The sequence below is a fragment of the Paenibacillus spongiae genome (assembly GCF_024734895.1).
Classification (GTDB): domain Bacteria; phylum Bacillota; class Bacilli; order Paenibacillales; family Paenibacillaceae; genus Paenibacillus_Z; species Paenibacillus_Z spongiae.
Map to the genome: position 1 here is coordinate 6,486,456 of NZ_CP091430.1, position 22,449 is coordinate 6,508,904.

The following is a 22,449-nucleotide window of genomic DNA, read 5'->3' on the forward strand; positions in this document are numbered from 1 at the left end:
TTCATCTTGCTCTATGATTGCCCTACGAAAGTAATGATTTGCTCCGTAAATGGCGTGTTTTTGTAGGCGGCATCAATTCCGTTCTGTTTGATCGAATCTTTGGCTACATGCTTGGAGCGGATCGCAGCCTTGAACGCCTCCTTGAATGGAAAAGGGTCGATCATAATCCGTTCCTCATTCATCCATTGCGCCGTGAGCTTGCGATCATCGATCTGCATATCGAAGCCTTCTCTATACCACGGATGCTCGTTTTCCTTCGCTGCTCCCGGTTCATTCAAACAAACGTACAGCGAGATCCCGTCGCATAACTGCAGCAGCTTAAGATGCTTGCTTACCATGCTGTCGTCTAAAGGCTTCCATTTATCTTTAATTCGCTGCTGCCGAGCCGCTTCATGTCGGATGAATTCAACACATTCCGATCTAGTAGATTGCCGAATATCCTGGAAGGAGGAAAAATGAAGGCTGCACAGGAGCCCCGCATACTCATTCATGGATTCGGTTTCATCCAATCCATATCGATATAAGATCAATTTGGGGAGGAGCGGATAGTCGCTGAAGGAGAATGGAACAGCGATGCGGTCATTCCAAATCGGAGTCTCATCGAGTCTAATCCAGCTGCGGTCATGCTCATGAATCGCCAAGATCGTATCGCTGCGGTAGGACGGATCAATGAAGAGATGGTCTGCGAAATGGTTCGCGATAAGGCCTGAGAAATGCGCATGTTCATCTTGAGCGGTCATGACAAAATGATGCTCGGTTTCTCTTATTATCATAGAGGATCATCCCCTTCCCTGAATCACCTTATTTTACCACAGCAAGGCATGAGCTCCGCAAGGAATATGAAGCTGAGATGTCGAAGCTATCCGGAGAAAGTCTTCGCCGGTCATCGACCGCTGCCTACGATCCTTAACTGGTTTCGACAATGGGATCATCACTGCTGTAAATACGGAGTGAACGACAGCCGCCAGCCAAATGCTTTATTTTCACTGAACACGAGGAGGTGTTGGTATCAAACTTGCCCGACGACATCCGCTCCAAATCCAGCTCGATCTCGAATGACCGTAGAAGAATCACTTCAAACGGGATGTTCTTTGATTCCGTTTTTTATGTTGACACAAAGAAAATAACCATACTATGATGAACCCATGTTTGAGTGCGCTTACATGATTTCTTTCTTTACAACATAACAACTAAAATCTGACTCATTCGACGAGACCCGGGACGATTTCTTTTATCTATGAAAGAGAATAGCACCAGCGCAGCATTTTACAGATGAAACCTTAAACCGTAAAAATCGGACAAGGGAAATGGAACATACCAATGTTAAAAAACGCCAATAGTGGATTCCAATGGCTCAACTCGATATTTTTCCGGCTGTTGTTTGTACTGACGCTGATGATTATCCTCGCTTATTTGGTGGGCGTCGTCATGTATAACTGGGGTGTCGATACGGTTAGAGAGGAAATATCGGACTCCATGCAATCACAGGTCATACACTATCGTGAAAATCTGGAAAATGAAATTAGCCGGATTCAGATGCTCCAGTATGAAACATTAAACGATGAAAACCTCTACTTGCTTGCTACGATACCGGGTTCAATGAACAAATATGAACGTAACCAATCGATTCTGAGACTCCAGCAGCATCTAAATGCAGTGAAGAACAGCAGCGCAATGATTGTCGATGTGCTCGCCTACATCCTGCCTTCTAATATCAAGATATCCGCGGTGGATAAATATAGCCCCCTAAATGAGCGAGATCTTGCTGCGATCAAGCAGAGCAGTAAGAGTAACGCTTCCCCTTTTATCCGTGATGGTGACAGCTACCTCATGACTTCCCGTTTCCCAACGCCGAGCAGCGGCAACCGGAACCCGCTTTACATACTTAATATTAAGATTGATAAGAAAACCCTTCAGGAAACGCTTAAACCTGTCATGGTCAGCGATCAGAATGGAAGCGGCGGTTTTCTGATTGGGAATCAAGGCGTAATCGCGGATGTAAGCTCTGAGCGCGACTCGCTAAGCACCAGCCTATCAGAACGCGTCCTGCAGCTTTCAAACGTGCAGGATGTGGGCAGCACCTCGCTGGTCATCAACGAACAGCGTTACATGGTGTTTTACTCCGTATCGAGAGTATTGAACTTAACTGTTGTAAAGTACTTGCCTGAGTCAGGCGTGTTCCATAAACTGAAGGACTATGTATATTGGTTCTGGCTGTTTACTATCGTTATCGTCGTCCTCACTGTAATTGTAGGCATTTCGATTTATCGGATTATTCATCGCCCGTTGATCGAGCTGGTACGCTCGTTCCGGAAAGTAGAATATGGTGAATTCGATATCCAGATTGAGCACCGCGGCAACGACGAGTTCAAATATTTGTACCATCGCTTCAATTTGATGGTAAAAAACCTCAGCACGCTCATCGATCAAGTGTATCGGCAAAAAATATTGGCACAACGGGCGGAGCTCAAGCATCTGCAATCGCAAATCAGCCCGCATTTTTTATATAACAGCTTCTTTATACTCCACCACATGGTGAATGCCGAAGACTACGAGAATGTGAGCGTCTTTACGAAACAACTCGGCAGCTATCTGGAGTACGTAACCCGAAGCGCGGAAGAAGAGGTGCCGCTTGCTAAGGATATTGAACATGCTCGAATCTATTGTTTGATTCAGGCCCGCAGATTTCGTAATCGTATTCGAGTTGAATTCGCAGAACTGCCGGACGATTATCATATGTTACGTGTTCCAAGGCTTATCGCACAGCCTCTTATCGAGAATGTCTTCTCACACGGGTTGAAGAACAAAATGAGGGACGGTCTTCTTCAGGTCTCGTTCCACACCGTCAATTGGATGCTGTATATTTCCATTGAGGATAACGGGGAAGAAGTTTCACAAGAGCACGCAGTACACCTGCGTTCCCTTCTTACCGACCATTGGGATGAAGAGCAGGAGACTACAGGTCTTCTGAATGTTCATCGCCGCCTCCGGCTGAAATTCGGGAAAGATAGCGGGATCGCTGTGTCAATCGGGGAGCTGGGCGGGCTGAAGGTGACAGCAATGATTAAATTAGAAGGGTTGGATGAAGATGTACCGCATGCTGATCGTGGATGACGAGCCTGACATTATCGATGGTCTGTACATGATGCTGTCACAGGCATCTCATCTTGATCTAGATTTATATAAAGCATACTCCGCGGTAGAAGCGATGGATTGGCTGAACCGAACGCAAATCGATATTGTCATGTCCGATATCCAGATGCCCGGTGTGAACGGGATACAGCTGGTGGAGAAAATGAAACAGCGCTGGCCAAGGTGCAAAGTTATTTTCCTAACCGGCTATAACAATTTCGATTATGCGTATTCAGCAATCCGGCATGAAGTGGACGGATATATTCTTAAAACCGAGGGTTTCGAGAAAATAACGGAGCTCGTCGAAAAGATATTGGCTAAAATCAAACAGGAGAACACGATCGCCGATCTGCTTTTGGCATCACAAGAAGGGATGCGAGATGTGATTCCGCTCATGCAGCGGGAGTTCTGGATGGACATGCTGAGTGGAGAGCCAATTGATAGGGCAGAGAGACGCGCTAAATTCAATGAATTGGGGATTGACATGGACCCGAGCCGGCCGGTTCAGCTTGTTGTGGGACGCATTGATCAGCTTCCTAAATCTCAGTCCGCACTAATGCGGATGCGGATGTGCTTTACCTTGCAATTTCTGGCCGGTCAGTGCATCTCAGGGGAACTGATTCGCATGCACACCGTCTGCGAACGCGCCATCATCGTTTGGTTCGTTCAAGCTCCATCAGATGGATGCACGCCGGATCGTTACGAACAAAATGCGCAGTACATCAAAGGGGCGCTGGAAGCGTATCAGAAACTTTGTTTCGAATCGCTTGGACTTTCCATATCCTTTATGATCGATACCGGACCAGCCGATTGGGAGGAAATCCCTCGCAGGTATGACGAGATCCGCACAGCCTTCTATGCAAATGCAGGCTCCAGTTTAGATATTTATTTGATGCCGACGAAACAAAAAAAAAACACTGCTTTGGCAGACGCAAATGGTCAGCAGACGCAGCCAAGGCAGAAATGGCTGTCAACGTTGGAATCAAGTCTCGAGAACGGGCATCGTGAGGAATTTCATAAGAATCTGCTGTGTCTGACGGAGGACCTGCAGCAGAACCGAGTAGTTGGCACTCCCTATGATATGGAGCTTTTCTGCGCTATCAATCTCATGTTCTTGTCGTATGTGAACCGAAGACACTTGCTTGACAAAATCGGGTCTTCGTTCAATCCGAATAAGCTCATGGCTGCTGATCCGCGCTTAGAGTGGAGACAAGCCTATGAATACTATATGCTGCTTGCGGATGCTCTGTTTGATTTGCGCCGGCATGAAGGAGAGAACCGAGCCATCTCGGCAATCAATCAGACCAAACAATATATCCAAGAGCATCTCAGTGAGGATTTATCCCTCGTGACGCTGGCTGAGCGGGTCTACTTCAACCCCTCTTATCTTTCACGCCTATTTAAGCAAACTACGGGAACCAACTTACTTGCCTTCATCAACGAGGCGAGACTGGCGAAGGCTAAGGAATTGCTTGGCGGCTCCACCATGAAAATCCATGAAATTGCAAGAGCAGTCGGCTGCGTGTCGCCAGCCTATTTCACTCAGTTCTTCAAGAAAGCATTTCAAATCAGCCCGCAGGAGTACCGCGATCTGCAGTATAAACAAGTAAAAAAACATTAAGAAAGTAAAGAATTCAGTCGTTACTCAATTGAAAGCGCTCTCCTATAATGAAGCCAGACGTGTGCACACGTTCTCAATATACGATTTGTATGGAGGGAAACAGATGAAAGCAGTGTTGAAACAGACCGCATTCGCAGTGATGATCATGCTTCTTGTTGTGATGGTAGCATGCAGCGGCAATAACGGTTCAGATTCGAATGCAGACACGAATTCGAAAACGACGGCTGATTCATCTCATACTAGTAATACCGGAACATCGACTTCCAACACAGACAATGCTGACAATTCATCGACCGTGGCGGCCCCTTTGGGTAAATATAAACCGCCGATTGAAATTACGACCGGCCGTTCAATTCCAGAAGGTACCGTGTTTGCCGATGGAGAGAACATCGATGATAACGTCTGGACAAAAGAAGAGCAGGAAAATCTCGGCATCAAGGTCAAAAACGTGTGGACGGTGCCGGGTGCTCTGTACGATCAAAAATTAAACGTGACCATCGCATCCGGAGACATCCCCGATTTTATGAGGGTAAACGGTGCGCAGTTGAATAATTTGGTTGAATCGGACTTAATCGAAGATTTAACCGATATATTGCCGAAATATTCATCCGATATTTTAACGAAGACGATTGCAGAAGACCCTTACGCCATCAAATCGGCAACATTTGACGGGAAGCTCATGGCCATTCCGCTCCCCGGCTCCCCGGCTATGGGCGCGAGCAACCTATGGGTTCGCGAGGACTGGCTGGAGAAGCTGAATCTGCAGGATCCGCAGACGCTGGATGATGTCCTTGCGATTGCCAAAGCTTTCGTGGAGAACGACCCCGACGGCAATGGAGCGCAGGATACATTTGGTCTTGGATTAACCAAAGATTTGTGGGGAGGACTCGCTTCCCTGGAGGGCTTTTTCTCCGCCTTTCATCAATATCCGACGATTTGGGTGACAGATGAATCCGGCAAGGCGGCATTCGGCGGTATTCAACCCGAAATCAAGACGGTGCTGCTGAAGCTGCAGCAAATGTATAAATCCGGAATGATCGACACCGAATTCGGCGTCAAAGACTCGGGCAAGGTTGCCGAATCGATTGCATCGAACCAGATCGGTCTCTTTTACGGCTCGTGGTGGAATCCGTATTACCCGCTGCAAGATGCGCTTAATAAGAACCCGACTATGCGTTGGAAACATATTGCGCTTGTTTCGACAGACAGCCAGCAGGCATTGTCGCCAGGCAATTTCACGACAAGCGGCTATTATGTTGTGCGTAAAGGAGCGGAACATCCGGAAGCCATTGTAAAGATGGCCAATTATCTGCTGACCAAATATTACGTCAACAACGAAGTCGTCTCGCTCCAAGGCAAATATAGCGGCATCGCGGTATGGAACTATCCGTCGCTCTGGATTGAGCCGCCTACTAAAAACGTAGCCATCCAACAACGAATAAAGAAAGCGTTAGAAAGTCAAGATGAATCCACTTTGACACCTGACGAAATAAATAACCTCACATTACAGCGGCAATATACCGACGGTGGCGACGTTAAACAGTGGGCGCAATTCGGAGCGTTCGGGCCTGACGGATCGCTCGATCTTGTGCAGCAGATCATTGATAATGACCTTGTGAAGCAAACGTTGTTTAATTCCGCTCCTACCCCAACTATGGTTGAAAAAATGTCTGCACTCAATAAACTGCAGCTGGAAACGTACACGAAAATCATTATGGGCGTTTCGTCAGCGGATGACTTCGATAAGTTCGTGTCCGATTGGAAAAAGTTCGGCGGAGACAAGATTACACAAGAAGTAAATGACTGGTACGCCAAAAATCAGTAAATCGCAAATAAGGAAATGGATTGGGATGCGGCAGACGTTATGCGGCTGCCGCATCCCATTCATTTCTTCTGAGAAATTTGCTTCACAATGGAGGGCTGGTATGTCTAGACAATGGAGACTCGAGCTTCCTCTGCTGATTATGCTGCTGCCTGGCACGATCCTAGTGCTGATTTACAGCTACGGGCCGATGCTAGGCATCGTAATCGCATTCGAGAAGTTTATTCCATCCAAAGGAATGTTCGGTTCCAAGTGGATCGGACTGGACAACTTCCGTCAACTGCTTGATATTCCAAACTTTTTTCAAGTTTTCTGGAATACGGTTTTCATCGCAGTCATGAAAATAATAGCGGGTCTGATCGTGCCGATGGTGTTTGCGCTTCTGTTGAATGAAGTGCGCCATACCCTCTTCAAGAGGGGCATCCAAACGCTTGTCTACCTGCCGCATTTTTTGTCGTGGGTCATTCTGAGCGGCATTTTGATTGATATCCTATCGCCGAATGACGGGTTCGTAAACAACCTTCTTAAGACTTTCGGAATGGAGCCTGTCTTTTTTCTGGGCGATCCGCACTGGTTTCCGTATACGCTTATCATTTCGGATGTGTGGAAAGAATTCGGCTTTGGCACCATTATTTATTTGGCCGCCTTGACTGGCATCGATCCGACGCTTTATGAAGCGGCGGTCATGGATGGCGCCGGAAGGTGGCGACAGACATTCCATATCACCTTGCCCGGTATCCGTTCGGTCGCGGTGCTGCTTACCGTGCTAAGCCTTGGTAACGTATTGAACGCGGGCTTTGATCAAGTGTTTAACCTGTATAGTCCTGTCGTTTATGAAACGGGTGACATCATCGATACTCTCGTTTACCGAACTGGTCTAATCGATGCCCAATACGGCTTAGCAACAGCGGTCGGGTTAATCAAATCCGTCATCTCTTTCACGCTGATCGTGTTGTCCTATCGTTTGGCATACCGATTCGCCAACTATCGCATTTTCTGATAAGGGGGCCTAAATCATGCACCATTATCCAACCACAGGGCGTAAAGTATTCCTTGCGGTTAACTCCGTTTTCTTGCTGGTTGTCGCTCTCCTTTGCTTGCTGCCGATCATTAATATATTGGCCGTGTCCCTCAGTTCAAGCGCGGCCGCGGCAACGGGGAAAGTCGGATTGTGGCCCATCGATTTTACGATCAGCTCGTATAAGTTTGTCGGAGGGCGTCATGAGTTTTTTACGTCGTTTTTTATTTCGGTCAAACGAGTCTTGATTGGTGTGCCAATCAACATGCTCCTAACGATTCTGATTGCTTATCCGCTCTCCAAAGAAGCTGCCAGATTTCGGCTGCGCGGCGTGTTTGTCTGGTTTTTCTTAATTACGATTCTGTTCAATGGCGGTCTCATTCCGTGGTACATGACCATCAAGCAAACGGGCATATTGGATTCCATTTGGGCGTTAATTTTGCCGGGGGCAGTACCGGTGTTTAATTGTATACTTCTGCTTAATTTCTTTCGGGAGCTCCCGAAGGAACTTGAAGAAGCTGCTATTATGGATGGTGCGGGCCACTGGACGACGCTGTGGAAGTTATTCGTTCCAATTTCAGTGCCGGCTATTGCGACACTGACGCTCTTTAGCATAGTAGGCCACTGGAATTCCTGGTTCGACGGTCTGATTCTGATGAACAAGCCTCAGGATTATCCGCTGCAGAGCTATTTGCAGACGGTTATTGTCAAGTTCGATTCTACTCTGCTTAACAGCGTATCATCGGACCAGGTTAAAATGCTGAGCCAAATTTCGAATAAAACGACCCAGGCCGCTCAAATTTTTATTGCGGCACTGCCCATTCTAATCGTTTATCCTCTTCTGCAGCGCTATTTCATATCCGGTATCGTGCTTGGTAGCGTGAAAGGCTAGTGTGCGATGACTAAACTTGCTGGAAAACCTTCTAGTATGCAGCGCTTATAGCATCTTACTTACACCATCGCGCACTTGGCAGATCCAAATAAAGAACAGCTGCGCTTCCGTCAAGTTGACAGGGCCGCTGTTCTTTTCTTATTCCGATCGAATGATGAATCATAGGTCTGCGACGCGGCTTATGCCAAAATGTCTTCGTTCAGCCGGATGCCTAGGCCCGGCTCGTCGCTCGGCGCGATTCTCCCGTTCACCGGATCGGGAATCCCGATGACGGCGGGCTCCGGTTTGCCCTTGTCACGGTCCCAGGTGCGGACCCATTCGACGAACGGGCTGTTGATCTGGCTCTTGATCAGATGGAGCGCCGGCGCCTGCAGTCCGCCTGCGTGCGGGCAAACGGTAACGCCCCAGGCCGAGGCCAAGGCGTTAATCCGCCTCGTTTCCGTAATGCCGCCGACCCAGTCGACATCCGGCTGAAGAATCGAAATCGCGCCGGTCGCCAGCAGATCGCGGTGCGCCCATCGCAAGTATTCGTGCTCGCCCGTCGCAATCGCGATCGGACCCGAATACCGGGCCAGCTTCTCATACCCGTGAATGTTGTCCGGCGCAAGCACCTCCTCCACCCAACGAACGCCGTAGGGCTCGAGCGCATCAAGCATCCGGAACGTATATTCCACGTCCCATGCCATGTAACAATCCAGCATAATTTCCCGTTTCTCGCCGATTTTCTCCCGGCACTCCTTGACCAGATCACGGTTCTTCAATAACCCTTCCCGGCCGTCGGACGGTCCGTAAGGCATGGCCAGCTTCACGCCGAAGAACGAATCGTCCTGCCAATCCGTTCGATCGTTGGTCGTCTGATAGACGGGCATGTCCGGCTTGGTGGCGCCGCCAAGCAGGCGGTATACCGGCTGGTTCAGCGCTTTGCCCATAATATCCCACAGCGCGCTGTCGGTCGCACTAAGCGCAAACGAAGACATCCCCTTGCGGCCGTAAGGCAAGGTAGATTTATTCATCTGATCCCACAACCGTTCGATATCGAACGGATCTTCGCCGACCAGCAGCTTCGCGAAATGCTCCTCGACGATCGAGCGGATCGAATCCCCGCCATAAGAGATGCCAAGCCCCTGAATGCCTTCGTCCGTATCGATCCGTACAGCCATGCTCGGAAAAGGCGCCATCCACGATGAACGGCGGGCATGATATTTCGGATACATCGACATCGGATTCGCAATGACCGTCTCGGACAGCCAGGACGGCGCCGATTGATTCTCAACCTTGCGGATTAAGGGTTTACAGCTGACGCGTGTTATTTTCACCGGGAGTCAACTCCTTCGTACGAATTTGGAACTAGAGAGCGCCTATTCCTTGACGCTGCCAAGTACGATGCCCTTCATGAAGAAACGCTGCAAGAACGGATATACCAGCAGGATTGGCAGCGCCCCCATAAATATTTGGGCGGCTTTACTGGTACGGTCGGATACGTTGGCCAAGTCCGCGAGACTCGATTGCGACACCAGCGACAAGTCACGCCTGATCACGACAGTCTGCAGGTAGCTTTGCAGCGGGTAGTTATCCGGCGAATTCATCAGAATCAAGCCGTCGAACCAGGAATTCCAATGGCCGACCATCGCAAACAGAGTAATGGTCGCCAAGGCGGGCAGCGAGAGCGGCACGAAGATCTTCCACATCGTCGTCCAATGGCCGGCACCGTCGATGAACGATGCTTCCTCGAGCTCCTTAGGCAGCCCCCGGAAAAAATTCAACAACAAAATGACGTTGAACACCGGAACGGCGCCGGGTATAATCAACGCCCAGATCGTATTCAACAAACCGGTTTCCTTGATGACCATATACCAAGGAATCAGTCCGCCGCCAAATAGCATGGTGAGGAAGAAAAACCACACGTAGATGGTGCGCATCCGGAATGCTTTCACTTCCTTGGACAGCGGATAAGCGAGCAGCACCGTCAAGACCATGTTTACGAGCGTGCCGAGCACCACGCGCTTAACGCTCACCCAGACCGATGCGAGAAACTCCGGCTTCTTCAAGACGAACTGGTACGAGTTGGTCGTGAACTCGACCGGCCAGAACTTCACGTAGCCCGCCGTAGCAGCCGCACTGGAGCTGAAGGACAGTGCCAGTACGTGAATGAGCGGCAATAGGCACAGCAGCGATAACAAGATCAGAAACGCATAGTTGACGATGACGAAGAGCCGCCTGCCTGGCGTCATGTACTGCATAGGCGATTGCCCCCTCCCCTAGAATATGCGGTAATTCGCTAGCCGGTAAGCGAGATAATACGAGATGGTGATCATGAAGAAGGAAACGACCGATTTGAACAGACCGACCGCCGTCGCCACGCCGTACTGCGCATCGACCAATCCGATCCGATACACGAAGGTATCGATAATATCGCCGCTCTTGTAGACTTGCGGGCTATACAGGTTAAACACCTGATCGAAGCCGGCGTTCAGCACGTTACCGAGACTGAGCGTAGTCAACAGGATGATAATCGGCATCATCCCGGGCAGCGTTATGTACAAGGTCTGCTTCCACCGGCTGGCGCCATCCACGATCGCCGCCTCGTAGAACGTAGGGTTGATGCTCGTCAGCGCTGCCAGATAGACGATCGTGCTGAAGCCGAATTCCTTCCAGACGTCCGAAATGACGAGCGTATAGGGAAACCAGGCGTCCAAGCCCAGAAAATAAATCGGTTCGATGCCCAGGTACCCGAGAAACTGGTTCACGATCCCTTGGGACGGAGACAGCAAATCGATCAGAATGCCGCCCAGAATGACCCAGGATAGAAAGTGAGGCAGATAGATGAGCGTCTGGACGCTCCTTTTGATGAGCGCCTTGCCCATTTCATTGATCAGAAGCGAGACGGTGATCGGGACGACCAGCCCCGCTACAATTTTCATGACGGCGATATAGACGGTATTCCACAGAATCTGCCATGTGTCGGGCAGCGACATCACGTAGCGGAAGTTTTCGAGTCCGATCCATTTGGAATCGAAGAACCCCTTGGCTGGAATAAACTTCTGAAACGCGATCGTAATCCCGGCCATCGGCCCGTAATGATAAATAAGAACCAGGATAAGGCCGGGAATCACCATCAGGTGCAATGGCAATTCCCTTCTCCATTTTTTTGTTGCCACGCTGCAATCCTCCCGTCTGCCGAATGATCTGTGTCACGGCATGCAAAAAGGGGAAACAAGGAGAAACGACTATCGCCGTCTCTGACGGCGAAGTTAGTTTCTTCCATAGACCTTATAGGAATGAGTATGTTGTGAAACATATACATTCTATAAGGTGAAACAAGTCGCCCTCGAACTTTCCCCCGTCTGCTTTTAGCCTGCTATCCGCTTTCTTGGCCGCTGTATTATTGCTGCTCTTGATACCACTCGTTGACTTCCTTGGTGATCGCCTCGCCGCCGACGCTGTTCCAATCTTTAACGAACTTGTCGAAATCGTCGATCGGGGAAGAACCCATAATGATTTTCGTGAATACTTCCAGCTCCATCTTCTTCAAGCTGGACCCTTTCGATACCATAGTGGGCGTTGGCGCCCCGAAAAACTCGTTATTCATCAGCAGGTTGTCGCTCACGTACTTGTCGATGACAACGAACGATCCCGTCTCGCCGAATACGCGGTCGTATGCCCAGCGTTCGTTCGTGCCGTCTTCTTTCTTCAACCAGCTGCTGATCTTGTCATAGTACAACTTCTGTTCGGGATTCAGCTTGGAGGCGTCTCCGCTCGTGATCGCTGCCGTGACAGCCTTATGGGCGTCCAGGTTCTTCGTAGCGGGCGCGGCGATCTCAACCGCATACTTGAATACTTCCAGTCCGTTGGCATTGCCGTATTTATTCGGATCGGCCATTTCTCCGTAGCTCTTCTCGATGAACATATTCATCAATTTGACGGCTGCTTCCGGATGCTTCGCATCCTTGTTGACCGCGTAGTAACCGCCCACGGCCAAGGACACTTGCGGCCTTGCCGGTTGATCGTCGACGGACACGAGCGGATACGATTGCCATTCGGCGTTCGGATCGTTATCCTTGCTCGATACCATCGGCCACAGCGGGTTCCACATCTGGCCGAAGGAGAAGCCGTTCTTGCCGGCGCCCTGCGACTCGCCCGCTTTGCCGGCGTCCTTGACGCCAAATTCTTTATCGATTTGGCCGTTTTTGTACATTTCGGCGAGTTTCGCCAAAGCCGCCTTCGTTTCCGGCTGTATGCTGCCGTTAACCAGCTTCCCGCTCGCGTCCTTGAACCAGATGCCCGGATAGGAATGGAAGGCGTTGAAGAATCCGTCCAAGCCCGCATAGCCGCCCATAATATCTTTGTTAAGCGCGATCCCTACCGTATCTTTCTTGTTGTTGCCGTCCGGATCTTGGTTCGTGAAAGCATCGATGATCCGATACACGTCGTCCATCGTCACCGGTTCCGGCAGATTCAGCTTCTTCAGCCAATCGGAACGGAGCCAGATCATCGCCGCCCCGTCCATGGAGGAGCCCGTATTCGGCAGCGCCATCAGCTTGCCGCCGGAGGTTGCCGATTTCATCGCGTAGCCGCCGTCCGCGTTCATGATTTCCTTGGTCAACGGAGACGCGTACTTCTCGAATACGTCCGTCATGTCCATGACCAGATCCGCTTCGATCAGCTGCTGCAGCTGGTTCGCATTGACCGGAATGATGTCCGGCAGATCGCCGGAAGCGATGGACACGTTCATCTTCTGCTCACCCGGACCGCCGACGCCGTCGCCGCTGACAACCCAATCATTCTTGATCTTGATGCCCAATTCTTCTTCGTAGGCCTTGTACCAGACGTTGTTGTCGATTGTGTCGCCTTCGGCGAATTTGTACGTATCATTGATGATCCGCACCGTGGATACTTCGATAGGCGGATCGTATTTCCCGAGCGGCTCAATCGCCGCCTCCGGCGCGTTGCCGCCGTCACCCGCCGCATTTCCTTCGGACGCGTTCCCTCCGGAATTGACGGGCGCTCCGTTATCCGGCTTCGCGCCGTTATTTCCCCCGTTATTGCCGTTTCCCGAGCTGCACGCTGTGGCAGCGATCAGCAAGAATACCAAGACGATCGCAAGCAAATATCTTTGTTTGAAGGCCATCCTATACCCCTCCTATATTGATGTATAAGCAGGTCAGTAACGCGTGATCCTTCGTCAGAACGTTTAAGGCGATGCCGTCAGCGAACCGTCCGCATGCACCTGCACGACGTTCCGGCCGCCGAACCTGCCGGACTTGTCATTGTTGTCCCAAGGCCAAATATCGCGGAAATACCACCTTGCTTCCGGACCAAGCCCTTCGATCACCTCGGGGGCCACATTATGGTGGCGGTGCCAACGGCAGCCGATGTGGTTGAAGGCGAATAAGATTGCCACCCGTGGATGGTCGGGATTGTTCCAGACCGGGCCCGCGTGGCAGGTATTCTCGCTGAAGAAGACCAGCGAGCCTGCCGGGCATTCATAGGCGTCGAATAGCGGCTCGTACATGTCATCTCTCTTCGTTCGGACGGAAGCCGGAATGCGGAAATTCGATTTATGACTGCCCGGTAGAAACACCGTTCCGCCGTCTCTCCTGCCGACGGGGTTCAGCTCGACGACCATGCGCGTCAACGCGGAGTAGATCTGGCTGTCCGATACATGATAATGAAAATGCGGATTGCGCTCTGGTCCCCCTTGATGCGGTCCCTGCGAGTCCCCCATGCCTTTCTCGCGCCAGACGACGAATTGATTGTCCAGCCGGACATCGGGTCCGATCAACGTGTTCAGCGCCCCTTTGACGGCCGGATTGCGTAGAACGACTTCCGAAGCGCCTCCGGGTACCGTTTTCTCATGCGGCGCCAGATTGCCGGGTTCATGCGTAATCTTGTACACCTGCTCCCGCATGGCCGCCGTCTCCGCCTCGCTGAATACGCCTGGAATGACCAAGTAGCCTTTCAGATCGAACAGAAACTTCTGCTCATCCGAAAGCTTGAAGCTGGAAAAATCCATCTCAAAGACGGATGAGCCGGACCCCTCCTGCTTGTTCGATTCTAGTTCCTCCATGCCTGCCGTATCTCCCTCCATCAGCTTCCGCAGGAAGCAAAATGTATACGGTTTCATTATAGAACAGCCCCATCGTCCTTCCTATTTCACAATGTTGCGGTTTCTTCTCCTTTCTTTACCTGTTTCCCCGGTCGCGGAATTCCTGCGGCGCCATACCCATGTTTTTCTTGAAGAACCGCGTAAAATAGCCAGCGTTCTCAAATCCGAGCATCGCTCCGATCTCATGGATTTTATAAACCGGATTTGCGAGCAGTTCTCTAGCTTTCGCAATTTTCAAATCGATAATCGCCTCGGATAAGTTGATGCCGGTATGCTGCTTGTACAGGCGCGACAAATAAGACGGATTCAGATAGGCGACCTCGGACAGCCGGGCAAGCGACAGATCCTTCCCCAGGTTCGACATGAGGTATTGATTAATCTGATCGATCACTTTGTTCGTGCGCTGGGCTTGCTCGTCTTTCTTTTGTTTGAACAGCACTTTCGCCGCGAATCGCAAATAAGTTAGCGCCTCTTCCTTGGACGGGTGCGCCTGAAGATTCATCAGTTTGTCCACGTCGATATCGCCGGCGATCCGACCCGCCAGCTCCCATTGGTTGATATAAGAGAGAAACGTCGTCGACATGCCGTAATAGGCTTCGAGGTAATCGTGGTGATTGTAGGAGAGCACCTTGTCCATTCCGATGTAGTCGTCGACGACACGGAGGAAATCCTTCTCCTGTTCCTGGGCAAGGAGCGCATGCAGCGTTTCGGGATAGAACGGTTTGCCCCGCAAATCCGGCTTGGTCCTTGCCGGCTCGGCCCCGGCGGGCGCCTTATCCGGCGTCTGGGTGGTGAGCAGCATTTCGCCCCCATGCCCCATGCCGACGATCAACAGCTTCTCCAGGTGCTTGAATGTCAATGCGACATTCGGCCAAGCGGCAAACGAATCGCCGAGGATCAAGGAAACAGGAAGCTGCAGCAGCTCCCTGCACGTCCGCTGAATCGATTCCATCGTCCCGTGAATGAAGCGGATGCAGCGGGCCCGATCCGGTTCTTCGCCGGCCTCTTCCGGTTGAATGAACCAAGCGAACCGCGCCTCGTCAAGGATGACTGCCGCAAGCTGCAAACCGCTCAAATACTCCTTCGCGATATTCCGAATCGCATACAGCTGAATCGTTCGTTCCGACGTGTTGAGATGAGGGCTAAAGCGATCCACCCGTCCTAACACGATAACGACGGGCATGCCCGCAGACAGCGGAATGTATGCCTGATCGAAATCTTCTTGTTTCAAACGAAGGGCGGCTTCTTCGTTCTCCAGTAAGCTCGTGAGAAACTCTTTCTGCAGCGCCGGTATTGCAGCAGACAGCTGTTCCGCGGCTTTAAGCAGGATTTGTTCGTTCCTGAAATGTTCGGAGAGGCTGGCGACCGTCTTCTCGAGCGCCTTGACGATCTCTTCGTCGCCTTCCGTCTTCAGGATGTAATCGACGCTTCCTCCCCGGAACGCGGCCTGGGATGTGTTGAAATCGTTAATACCCGTCAGAAAAATGATCTTGCAGTACGGCCAATGGGCATTGATGACCCGCTGCAGCTCCAGGCCGTTCATGCCCGGCATTTGGATATCGCACAGAACGATGTCGATCTTCGTCCGATCCAGCCATTGCAAGGCTTGCTTCGCCGAATAGGCCTTGTAGATGTCCAGCTCGATATGATCGATCTCATGCAGCATTTCGTAGAGTCCGTCAACCGTATATTTCTCGTCATCGACAATCAACACGCGGTACATGTCAATCGGCCTCCTTTCCTTCCTGGGTCAAAGGAATGACGATGTCTGCCCGCAAGCCGCCAAGCGAGCTCACGGTAAAGCGCAATTCGCCCTTGATTCCGAATTCGATCTGCAGCCTTCGGTGAACGTTATAGATGCCTGCGCTTTCAGTCTCATCAGGATCGATTATGTGCAGAAGCGCATCCATATCGGCCAGCTTCCCGGCGCTCAATTCTTCGCCGTTGTCTTCCACCGTGATAATGATGCATCGGTCCTCCTCGGCGAACGAGACCCGCAGAAGTCCGTTCTCTTCCTTTCGCTCCAAGCTGTGGACATAAGCGTTCTCGATAATCGGCTGCACGATCAGCCTGGGCACCTGGACAGCGTTGAATGTGGGAGGCAATTCGGCGAATTCCACCGTAATGCGGTCATGAAAGCGGAAATGTTGAATTTCCGTATACGTCCGGGCGTGATTGACCTCCGCCTGCAGTGTGACAGAGCTCGTGTTGCTATGCGTGAGAAACTGGTAATATTCGCCCAAATATTTGGTGAACCGGGTAATGACGTCAAAATCCTGCATTTTTGCCATACGATAGAGAAGGAAGAAGCTGTTGTACAAAAAATGGGGATTAATCTGCGATTGCAGGTGTCGAAGCTCGGAGAGACTTGCCCGGTAACGCTGCTCATATACTTCGTGAATGAGCACGTTAAGCCGCATCACCATCGAATTGAAATGATCGGACAAGTAGCGGAATTCATGCTTGAATTGATGCGGTTTGATCATGCCGAAATTGCCGTCTTCGACTCTGCGGAACGAATGCACCAGCGACGTCAACGGCTGATGGATCATCCTGAAGATCTGATAGGAGAAGATGACGACGATGATGACCGAAACGCCGGACAGCAGCCAATAGCCGATCCGGAACGTTCGCAGCGGACCGAGAATATGCTTCTCCTGGACGTACATCATCAACATAAAGCCGAATTGGCTTGAGCGGTCGAAGACGACGAAGTACGGCTCATTGCCGACGACCATCGATTCAAGCGTTAGATTCGGTTTGTGCTCGTCGGCGCGGCCCTGAAGAAATGCATTGATCTCTGTTTCTCGGAAATCGGTTTCGTGATTGGCGAAGATCAAATCGGCTTCCTGATCGTAAATCAGTACGGCCCCGCCCTTGCCGTCGATCGTAAACTTTTGCAGCGCTTGACGGATTTCATCCTTGGAGAGTTGAATGCCGACGACAAAGATCGGCGGCTGCTGGGTCAATGAAGCGGATAACGGATAGAAATTGCTGATGTACAGCCGGTCCCGCCAATATACGAAAGGAGACACGTACCGGTTGCTTTGCGTAACCAGCCCTTCGTATTCCTCCGTGTCAAACGGCTCGACGTATTTGGCATTGGAAGAAATCGTCCGGTCGAGCAGCGGAATACTCACGCTGACATTCTCGATGAATTGGCTCGAATCTTTAATCAGATACAACCGGCTCTGCAGCCGCAGGATCGCCTGTGACTTCTCGAAATCCGACATGATATTCGCGGCCGTGCTTAATTTAATCAAATCCTCGTTGTTGACGAATTCCTGTTGAAATTTGAGGATCCGATCGAAATCCTCCTCCAATAGATCCAGATACAGCTGGACCCGCGACGTCATCGATTTCGTAACCTCGTCTTGTACGACATTCGAGTTGATTTCGCTCATTATCAAGGTCAACCCGTATAGCGGAAGCAGCACGAGAAGAAACGTCAGAACAAGCCGATAATACAGCGATAAGGACGGAAACTTCAGCTTCGCTCTCATTGGAAACTCCTCTCCAACACGCTGGCGGCACCGTTTACCAGGCAATAAAGCGGTTTCCTTTCATCGTCTGAAGCGCTTCACGGAAACTGCCCTCATACCGCTCATTGTTCGGATTGATCGCCAGTTCGCATCTGGCGACGTAGGACATCACATACGTAGCTGCAGCGGAAATGACCGCCAACTCCTGCGTTGTAAAGGGAATCCCGCGCGCCGCTTCATACTCTCTGACGAACCATGCGGATTCTTCCTGTGAGGGCGTGATAACGACGGGAATATCCCAGTTCGTCGGAAAGGTCGCCGCCGCGAGACCGAGCAGATGAAGCTCATCCTCCAGCTTCAGACTGTCCCAGTCGTAAATCATGGCGACCTTCCCGTTCTCGAAGCGAAAATGCTTGGCGGACCAATCGACATGTCCCAGCACCAGATTATAATTCGAGCGGTTGGCATCGATTTCGTCTTTGGCCGATCTGGCGATCGCGTCTATCCAATCCGAGTCTTTATAGGCTTTATCGAAATCAAACAGAGCATTGTGCGGAACGGGATAGAGCGTCCGGCTCGCGCAGAACGCGCCTGGATTCAGTCCCGGCAGTGATCGGTAGGGACGCGCCCGCTCGATCAGCTCCGCCAGCGACTCCGCCATCGCTCTGCGAATCAGCGGATCGTGCGCGTCTTGCTGCTCGCCCGGCGTGGCATAGGCGTCGACCGTTACGATGCCGGCTCCGAATTCCTCCGGCATAATGAGCACTTCCGGGCATGGAAAGCCGCTTTCCGCCAAATGCTTCTGTACCGTCGAAGAAGCGGTTAGCGATTGTTTCGAATTGGCCGTTATCGTTTCCGGACCGGTCAGTTTATGGACTTTCATGAACACCTGCCTGCTGTCCGCGAGCTCCAGCCCAAACGACGCGCCGACGCTGAAGCCGGCATACAGGCATTGCTTAACGGGACTATTCAAGCGTCGGTTGCAGAACTCATCGATGGCAGCGGCGATATTCCGAGGATCGGCCGTGCCAAGGATATCTCCGGCTAACAGCCTGTCGGCTGCATCTTCCAACAACTCCGTCAATGCGTACGATAAACTTGTATCTCTCACCTATCTCATCTCCCGTTATGAAAATGATGAACCGAATTACCGGAACAACTCGGGGTTACTAAGCACGAGCCGCACCAGGATCGCTGCATATTCGCAATATTTATAAGCCCCTGTCGGCTGCACATCCCACGTCTGCATCGGTTGATAGCGCTCATGCCAGAACCAGTCGTGCCGTTCGCCCATTTGGCAAACGAGACGTATGGAGGTCATCAAACGTTCGGTATCGTTCATCCGCAAGCATGCAAGCGCTTCCAAATACCAGACGCGTCCCATGGCGGAGACATCATGCAGCGGGCCCATATTGCGTCCCTCGAAAGGAAGACGTTCGTGCAGCTCCCATGCTTGAAACAAATAATGCACCGCGACCGTCTGGCTTGGCATGTCGCCGCGCCATAGCCGTTCCTCCGCTTTCATTAACGGCCACACCGCGGCGGCTTGCTCATCGGTTGCGATCCCGAATGCGATCGCAGCCCAATTCACATCCGTCAGGCCGTGAAAGTCCACTAAACCAAATTCGGGATGGATGTATTCCGCGAAATGATCGCCTTGCCAGAATAGCTTCTGAAAATCGTTCTCCAGTACCGCGGCTTCCCGTTCCCAATCGTCCGCGCGTGCCGGATTTCCCGCTAATCGTTGAAGACGGGCAAGCATGCGAAAGACGTGGATCGTATAGCATTGCGTAACCCCGTCCCATTCGTAGCGCAAATGTAATTCAACGTAGAAGCCGGCTCCATCGATCAGTCCGTTCTCCGACTTTCGCGAGCGAATATATTCGGCCGCCTTATCAAGCGAATCAAGCTTCTCCAGCAGCCAATGAACGTCATCGGTATGCCGGACGATCTCCTCCGCCATCAAAATATAGCTGACCGGCGCCAGCACGCCGAGCGGATTGGTCGGAACCCAGTGCTTAAATAACCGGACCCAGCGCCGCAAGCCAGCTTCCAGCGGGTGCCCTTCCCAATCTGGCGAAGGGTATGTAAAGACATCGGCCGGATAGTCGACCCCGCGCAGATGGGTGGTGAGGTCCAGATTGGGTCCGTCGGGAAACACCGCGAACGGAATATGTCCGTCGGCACGCTGGGAAGCCTGAACGAACTCGAAGAAATCGAGCACGCTGCGCGTCTTGCCGAGACATAGATAAGCCCCGGCGATCTCCCAAGCATCCAAACCGGGAAATACCGATTCCTTGCCGAAGTGCGTTCCGTCTGCATCGACGATAAAATGGCCGCGAAACGCTTCCTCTCGCAGCGCGGGCAGCAAAGTCTTGCGGATTGCCTCCTCCACGCCTCGCTTGATCAGAGGATCTCTGATCGCAGACGTCAGTGCTTGGATCTCCATCGCATTCATCTCCAGTTCTCGCGTCATCGAAGTGCCCGGCAAGCGAGCACCTCACGCCGATTAGTGTCCTTCCCATTCCCATTCCCATTTCCATTTCCATTTCCACATCCATTCAGCTGCCATCAAGATGCCCTGTAAAACTTCACCGCGACGTATGTATTTCCTTTTTTAAGGGCCGATTTTTGATGAAAGCAAATGGCGATAGATCTGAAGGTGAAACAGTTGTCGCCGTCCTTTGAAAAGGCTTGGAAAGGTATTTGCTAATATGACTCACATCTGAGCAAGGCACAGCAAGAAGCAAAAAAACCACAGGAGGTCGGTCACCCCGTCCTGGCTACTCCATTATCCACAGGCGTAAGTCAGTTTATTCCAGATTACAACCGACGCCGCGCATGCGTTCCCGCATGTGGTCAACCGACCGCCGTCATGCAGCGAGACTCCGCGGGCTAGGAGCTGTGTGCGGGATTGGATAGGGTTACATATATAGGTGAGGATTTGTAATCTTGCATTTTATACAACATTGCTATAGCAAAAACCTTGATAATCCGGATATTGTTGCACTTTGTACAAGAATTCCTCCTGAATACGGCTAATCCCTGATTTCATCACTACATTGATGTATAAAATACAACATTTCGGCAATTGGGGGCTTTATAAAGAAATGATGTTGTATAAAATACAACATTAAACCTCATCATTCATGTATCTGCACGATAGTGGTTGCATGCAAGCATCCGGCAACAGCAACCGGTCGTAGGGATTTCTGCCTGTGCAGCATGCGGTGTTAAGCCGCGAAGCAAATTAGGCAAGTATACTGGGCTTGGAGCTGTTTGTTCGAATTGGGCTTCAAAGATCGCTTTGAGACCCATGAGTTGCATAAGACGGTGTACTTGATTACGCCCGAAATGTCGGTCAATAATCGACCAAAGAGCCCTTTCAAAACATGAGGAGGGCTCATTCGTTTGCTGCGCTGCCCAGGCTTAGTCGACAGGCTCCCTTATCGCCTTCTTGCTGCCCCTGCGCTTAAGGTCAAAAGAAGTGGGAGCCGAACGCGGCTGCGCAGCGGCGTTCGGCTCCCACTTCTCGTTTTATAATCGGCGGTAACTGTAACGGCTTCTCTTCGGATGATCGCCCGTCAGGAAGATCCGTTCCTTCTCCCCAACCTTCTCCAGGAATGCCTCGCTAACCCAGTCTTCCGCGCTGTATTCCCGCATGAATGGCGGCACATAGCCGGTAATCATAATGTAGCGCTTCTTATCCGACAGAATCGGGGTGACGGAATGGATAAGCGCTTCCGAGAAGAAGAGCACGCTGCCCGCCGGACCTTGAGCCCGATGAACCATCCACGGCTCCAGGTCGGGGATGAGATCTTCAACCGTTCCCTTATTCTGGGTTCCGGGGATTACGCTCGTTCCGCCATCTTCCGGGCCGATGTCCGTCAGGAATACGATGGCTTTGATCCATAAGTAATGCTTCCTGCCTTCGCCGTTGAATACGGAGAAATCCGTCCCGATCCCGCGGTGCCACCCCAGCTTCTTCACATCGATATGATCGTCTTCGGGATGCTTGCTATTGATGGAGCACTCCTGCTCTTCATAGCGAACGGGCCCGCCGACAATATCTTCTGCAATGGCCATTACTTTAGGATGCATCGCAATCTCCAGGAAGGAAGGATCGTACTCGATGCACGGGCCGAATTTTGAAAAATAGGGCGTTCCTGTGGATTTGCGCGGCTTCCCGGGCGGCCAAGGCTCCTCATTAAGCTGATGGACCGGAAGCTCCCGGTCCATCCGGTCCATCGCTTGACGGACTCGGCTCATTAAATCTTCTTCTACCACATTCGGTACAACAACATAGCCGTATGTATCCATGAGAAATCGCTGCTTCGCATTCAACATTGTACTATCCCCTTATTCATTGTTGAATT

At 51.3% G+C, this 22,449-nt stretch carries 16 protein-coding genes; 5 read left to right on the forward strand and 11 right to left on the reverse strand.

Features of this window, described 5'->3' with window-relative positions:
* Positions 1-11 precede the first annotated feature (11 nt).
* Positions 12-773, reverse strand: a complete 762-nt coding sequence (locus L1F29_RS29185; RefSeq protein ID WP_258385518.1) for a DUF3891 family protein — start codon at positions 771-773, stop codon at positions 12-14.
* A gap of 547 nt (positions 774-1,320) precedes the next feature.
* Here L1F29_RS29185 and L1F29_RS29190 point away from each other — a divergent pair.
* The 5 genes from L1F29_RS29190 (at position 1,321) to L1F29_RS29210 (ending at position 8,485) form a co-directional block, all read left to right on the forward strand.
* Positions 1,321-3,114: a sensor histidine kinase gene (locus L1F29_RS29190; protein WP_258385519.1), complete on the forward strand. Its 1,794-nt coding sequence runs from the start codon at positions 1,321-1,323 to the stop codon at positions 3,112-3,114.
* A 31-nt stretch (positions 3,115-3,145) separates the two neighbouring features.
* Entirely contained in the window at positions 3,146-4,753 is a 1,608-nt protein-coding gene (locus tag L1F29_RS29195; RefSeq protein ID WP_258389849.1) for a response regulator transcription factor, read from the forward strand.
* Between the two features lie 103 nt (positions 4,754-4,856).
* Positions 4,857-6,578: an extracellular solute-binding protein gene (locus L1F29_RS29200; protein WP_258385520.1), complete on the forward strand. Its 1,722-nt coding sequence runs from the start codon at positions 4,857-4,859 to the stop codon at positions 6,576-6,578.
* A 100-nt stretch (positions 6,579-6,678) separates the two neighbouring features.
* Entirely contained in the window at positions 6,679-7,575 is an 897-nt protein-coding gene (locus tag L1F29_RS29205) for an ABC transporter permease (RefSeq protein WP_258385521.1), read from the forward strand.
* Positions 7,576-7,591: 16 nt separating this feature from the next.
* Positions 7,592-8,485 (forward strand): carbohydrate ABC transporter permease, encoded by an 894-nt coding sequence (locus tag L1F29_RS29210; protein WP_258385522.1) that lies wholly within the window; start codon positions 7,592-7,594, stop codon positions 8,483-8,485.
* Between the two features lie 179 nt (positions 8,486-8,664).
* Here L1F29_RS29210 and L1F29_RS29215 read toward each other — a convergent pair whose 3' ends face one another.
* From L1F29_RS29215 to L1F29_RS29260, 10 genes are all read right to left on the reverse strand, one after another.
* Positions 8,665-9,801 (reverse strand): enolase C-terminal domain-like protein, encoded by a 1,137-nt coding sequence (locus tag L1F29_RS29215; RefSeq protein WP_258385523.1) that lies wholly within the window; start codon positions 9,799-9,801, stop codon positions 8,665-8,667.
* A gap of 42 nt (positions 9,802-9,843) precedes the next feature.
* Positions 9,844-10,725 (reverse strand): carbohydrate ABC transporter permease, encoded by an 882-nt coding sequence (locus L1F29_RS29220; RefSeq protein ID WP_258385524.1) that lies wholly within the window; start codon positions 10,723-10,725, stop codon positions 9,844-9,846.
* 18 nt (positions 10,726-10,743) lie between these two features.
* Positions 10,744-11,643, reverse strand: coding sequence for an ABC transporter permease (locus tag L1F29_RS29225; RefSeq protein WP_258385525.1), 900 nt, complete (start codon positions 11,641-11,643; stop codon positions 10,744-10,746).
* A 224-nt stretch (positions 11,644-11,867) separates the two neighbouring features.
* Entirely contained in the window at positions 11,868-13,613 is a 1,746-nt protein-coding gene (locus L1F29_RS29230; RefSeq protein ID WP_258385526.1) for an extracellular solute-binding protein, read from the reverse strand.
* A 63-nt stretch (positions 13,614-13,676) separates the two neighbouring features.
* Complete coding sequence (locus L1F29_RS29235) at positions 13,677-14,609, reverse strand: phytanoyl-CoA dioxygenase family protein (protein WP_258385527.1); 933 nt, start codon at positions 14,607-14,609, stop codon at positions 13,677-13,679.
* A 58-nt stretch (positions 14,610-14,667) separates the two neighbouring features.
* On the reverse strand, positions 14,668-16,314 hold the full coding sequence (locus L1F29_RS29240) for a response regulator (RefSeq protein ID WP_258385528.1): 1,647 nt from the start codon (positions 16,312-16,314) through the stop codon (positions 14,668-14,670).
* A 1-nt stretch (position 16,315) separates the two neighbouring features.
* The gene (locus L1F29_RS29245) at positions 16,316-18,094 is read right to left on the reverse strand and encodes a sensor histidine kinase (RefSeq protein ID WP_258385529.1); all 1,779 of its coding nucleotides are present in this window, start codon (positions 18,092-18,094) and stop codon (positions 16,316-16,318) included.
* 34 nt (positions 18,095-18,128) lie between these two features.
* Entirely contained in the window at positions 18,129-19,184 is a 1,056-nt protein-coding gene (locus L1F29_RS29250; protein WP_258385530.1) for a hypothetical protein, read from the reverse strand.
* A 36-nt stretch (positions 19,185-19,220) separates the two neighbouring features.
* Positions 19,221-20,522, reverse strand: coding sequence for a glucosidase family protein (locus L1F29_RS29255; protein WP_258385531.1), 1,302 nt, complete (start codon positions 20,520-20,522; stop codon positions 19,221-19,223).
* A 1,088-nt stretch (positions 20,523-21,610) separates the two neighbouring features.
* Positions 21,611-22,420, reverse strand: a complete 810-nt coding sequence (locus L1F29_RS29260) for a phytanoyl-CoA dioxygenase family protein (protein ID WP_258385532.1) — start codon at positions 22,418-22,420, stop codon at positions 21,611-21,613.
* Positions 22,421-22,449: the final 29 nt, after the last annotated feature.

Excerpts from the sequence above, each read along its gene's own strand:
- L1F29_RS29185 (WP_258385518.1), bottom strand. The coding sequence starts at position 773 with ATGATAATAAGAGAAACCGAGCATCATTTTGTCATGACCGCTCAAGAT.
- L1F29_RS29190 (WP_258385519.1), top strand. The coding sequence starts at position 1,321 with ATGTTAAAAAACGCCAATAGTGGATTCCAATGGCTCAACTCGATATTT.
- L1F29_RS29195 (WP_258389849.1), top strand. The coding sequence starts at position 3,146 with ATGCTGTCACAGGCATCTCATCTTGATCTAGATTTATATAAAGCATAC.
- L1F29_RS29200 (WP_258385520.1), top strand. The coding sequence starts at position 4,857 with ATGAAAGCAGTGTTGAAACAGACCGCATTCGCAGTGATGATCATGCTT.
- L1F29_RS29205 (WP_258385521.1), top strand. The coding sequence starts at position 6,679 with ATGTCTAGACAATGGAGACTCGAGCTTCCTCTGCTGATTATGCTGCTG.
- L1F29_RS29210 (WP_258385522.1), top strand. The coding sequence starts at position 7,592 with ATGCACCATTATCCAACCACAGGGCGTAAAGTATTCCTTGCGGTTAAC.
- L1F29_RS29220 (WP_258385524.1), bottom strand. The coding sequence starts at position 10,725 with ATGCAGTACATGACGCCAGGCAGGCGGCTCTTCGTCATCGTCAACTAT.
- L1F29_RS29230 (WP_258385526.1), bottom strand. The coding sequence starts at position 13,613 with ATGGCCTTCAAACAAAGATATTTGCTTGCGATCGTCTTGGTATTCTTG.
- L1F29_RS29235 (WP_258385527.1), bottom strand. The coding sequence starts at position 14,609 with ATGAAACCGTATACATTTTGCTTCCTGCGGAAGCTGATGGAGGGAGAT.
- L1F29_RS29240 (WP_258385528.1), bottom strand. The coding sequence starts at position 16,314 with ATGTACCGCGTGTTGATTGTCGATGACGAGAAATATACGGTTGACGGA.
- L1F29_RS29245 (WP_258385529.1), bottom strand. The coding sequence starts at position 18,094 with ATGAGAGCGAAGCTGAAGTTTCCGTCCTTATCGCTGTATTATCGGCTT.
- L1F29_RS29255 (WP_258385531.1), bottom strand. The coding sequence starts at position 20,522 with ATGGAGATCCAAGCACTGACGTCTGCGATCAGAGATCCTCTGATCAAG.
- L1F29_RS29260 (WP_258385532.1), bottom strand. The coding sequence starts at position 22,420 with ATGTTGAATGCGAAGCAGCGATTTCTCATGGATACATACGGCTATGTT.